The sequence below is a fragment of the Amycolatopsis rhizosphaerae genome (genome assembly GCF_007713715.1).
GTDB classification, from domain to species: Bacteria; Actinomycetota; Actinomycetes; order Mycobacteriales; family Pseudonocardiaceae; genus Amycolatopsis_E; species Amycolatopsis_E rhizosphaerae.
This window is the reverse complement of the sequence record NZ_VJWX01000721.1, coordinates 1-2538: the sequence shown is the minus strand read 5'-3', so window position 1 is coordinate 2538 and position 2538 is coordinate 1. Positions and strand designations below refer to the sequence as shown.

The window sequence follows — 2538 nt, the reverse complement described above, 5'->3', positions numbered from 1 at the left end:
GCGATCCCTGTGAAGGTTGTCGTAGTTGTCGGCGGGGTGGGCGGGGCCCGCTTCCTGCTCGGGGTGAAGGCCGCGCTCGGCCTGCCCCCCATCGGTCCGGGCGAGTCCCCCCACGAGGTCACGGCGGTGGTGAACACCGGCGACGACGTGTGGATGCACGGCCTCCGGATCGCCCCGGACCTCGACACGTGCATGTACACCCTGGGCGGCGGGATCGACTCCGAACGCGGCTGGGGCCACCAGGGCGAGACCTGGGTGGTCAAGGAGGAGCTGGCCGCCTACGACGCCGAACCGAGCTGGTTCGGCCTCGGCGACAAGGACATCGCCACCCACCTCATCCGCAGCCAGATGCTGCGCGCGGGTTATCCGCTCTCGGCGGTCACGGAGGCGCTGTGCGCCCGGTGGAAGCCCGGGGTGCGCCTGCTGCCGATGACCGACGACCGGGTGGAGACCCACGTCGTGGTGGACGATCCGGACGAGCCGGGTCAGCGCAAGGCGCTGCACTTCCAGGAGTGGTGGGTGCGCTACAAGGCCGCGCTGCCCGCGCATTCCATCGTGCCGGTGGGCGCCGACGAGGCCAAGCCGGCGCCCGGGGTGCTGGAAGCGATCGCCGAAGCGGACGCGGTGCTGTTCGCGCCGTCGAATCCGGTGGTGTCGATCGGCACCGTGCTGGCCGTGCCCGGGATCCGTGACGCACTGCGCAAGACGGCGGCCGGCGTGGTCGGCGTGTCCCCCATCATCGGCGGCAAGCCCGTGCGCGGGATGGCCGACGCCTGCCTGACCGCGATCGGGGTGGAGACCTCCGCCGAGGCGGTCGGCCGGTACTACGGCTCGCGCCAGACCTCCGACGGCGGGCTGCTCGACGGCTGGCTGGTGGCCCCCGGCGAGCAGGTGCACGTGCCCGGTGTCGCGGTGCGGCCGGTCCCGCTGCTGATGTCCGATGTGCAGGCCACCGCGGAGATGGCGAAGGCGGCCCTCGAACTGTCCGGGGTGGACCTTGACTGACCAGCGGCACGAGCACTCCTCGCCCCGGCTGGAGATCCTTCCGGTCGAGGGGCTGCCGGAGTTCCGGCCCGGCGACGACCTGACCGGCGCGATCGCGGACGCGGCGCGCTGGTTGCGTTCCGGTGACGTCGTGGTGGTCACCAGCAAGGTGGTCTCGAAGGTCGAGGGCAGGCTGATCCGCGTGCCCAGCGACCCGGACGCCCGCGACGAAGCACGCCGGCAGCTCGTCGAAGAGGAGGCCGAGCGGGTACTCGCCCGGTTCGGCCGGACCCTGATCACGCAGAACCGGCTCGGGATCGTGCAGGCCGCCTCCGGGGTGGACGGATCGAACGTGGCGGGTGACGAGATCGCCCTGCTGCCCAGCGATCCGGACGCCTCCGCGCTCGCACTGCGCAACGGACTCCGGGAACGGCTCGGCGTCGAGGTGGCGGTGGTGGTCACCGACACCATGGGCCGGGCCTGGCGGGTCGGCCAGACCGATGCGGCCATCGGCTCCTCCGGGCTGCGGGTGCTGCACTCCTACGGCGGCGTGGTCGACGCGCAGGGCAACGAGTTGCAGGTCACCGAGATCGCGGTGGCCGACGAACTGGCCGCGGCGGCGGATCTGGTGAAGGGCAAGCTGCGAGCGACCCCGGTGGCGGTGGTCCGCGGAATGTCCCTTGTGGATGACGGCTCGTCGGCGCGGGATCTGGTCCGCCCGGTGGAGCAGGACCTCTTCCGGCTCGGCACCGCGGAGGCGATCGCGCAGGGCCGCCGCGAGGCGGTACTGGTGCGCCGGTCGGTGCGCGAGTTCACCGGCGAGGCGGTCGATCCGGACGCACTGCGGCGGGCGGTCGGCGCCGCGCTGACCGCGCCGGCCCCGCACCACACCCGCCCGGTCCGGTTCGTGTGGCTGCGCGACCACGGCCTGCGTCGCAAACTGCTGGAGGCGATGCGGGAATCCTGGCGTGCCGACCTGCGCGGCGACGGGTTCAGCGACGAGCAGATCACCCGCCGGGTGGCGCGCGGCGACATCCTGTTCTCCGCGCCCGAGGTGGTGGTGCCGTTCCTGGTCCCCGATGGCGCGCACACCTATCCCGATGACCGGCGCAACGCCTGCGAGCGGACCATGTTCACGGTCGCCGCCGGTGCCGCCGTGCAGGGCCTGCTGGTCGCGCTGGCCGCCGAGGAACTCGGGTCGTGCTGGATCGGCTCGACGATCTTCGCCGCCGAGGTGGTGCGGGAGGTGCTGGGCCTGGCCGCGGACTGGCAGCCGCTGGGTGCGGTGGCCATCGGCCACCCGGGGACTCCCCCGGCCCCGCGCCCGTCCCGGGAACTGGCGGAGGGACTGCTGGAACTGTGAGCCTGCACCGATCCGCGGCCTCCACTTTGGACTCCTGGCGACCGGCGACGGCCGCACAGGAGTCCCTGCGGCAGGCCTTCCTCGGCTTCCTGGCCGCCCGCGAGGACGCGTGTGCCCGCTCGTGCGCGGCCGGGCATCTGACCGCGTCGGTCGTGCTGCTCGACCACGAACGACGTCACGTGCTGCTGACC

At 73.0% G+C, this 2538-nt stretch carries 2 protein-coding genes and 1 pseudogene; all 3 read left to right on the top strand.

All coding sequences use genetic code 11. The features are described from left to right. The first annotated feature begins 9 nt into the window (after positions 1-9). Positions 10-1005 carry a 2-phospho-L-lactate transferase gene (gene cofD, locus FNH05_RS36005; protein WP_144593309.1) on the top strand — a complete coding sequence of 332 codons (996 nt, stop codon included), beginning with the start codon at positions 10-12 and terminating at the stop codon, positions 1003-1005. Then, positions 941-2347, top strand: a complete 1407-nt coding sequence (locus FNH05_RS36000) for a coenzyme F420-0:L-glutamate ligase (RefSeq protein ID WP_144593308.1) — start codon at positions 941-943, stop codon at positions 2345-2347. Before cofD ends, FNH05_RS36000 begins: the two co-directional genes overlap by 65 nt. Further along, positions 2344-2538: pseudogene (locus FNH05_RS35995) on the top strand (NUDIX hydrolase); the annotation flags it as partial. The gene FNH05_RS36000 and the pseudogene FNH05_RS35995, both read left to right, overlap by 4 nt.

Coding starts and splice junctions, on each gene's coding strand:
- FNH05_RS36000 (WP_144593308.1), top strand. CDS start 941: ATGTGCAGGCCACCGCGGAGATGGCGAAGGCGGCCCTCGAACTGTCCG.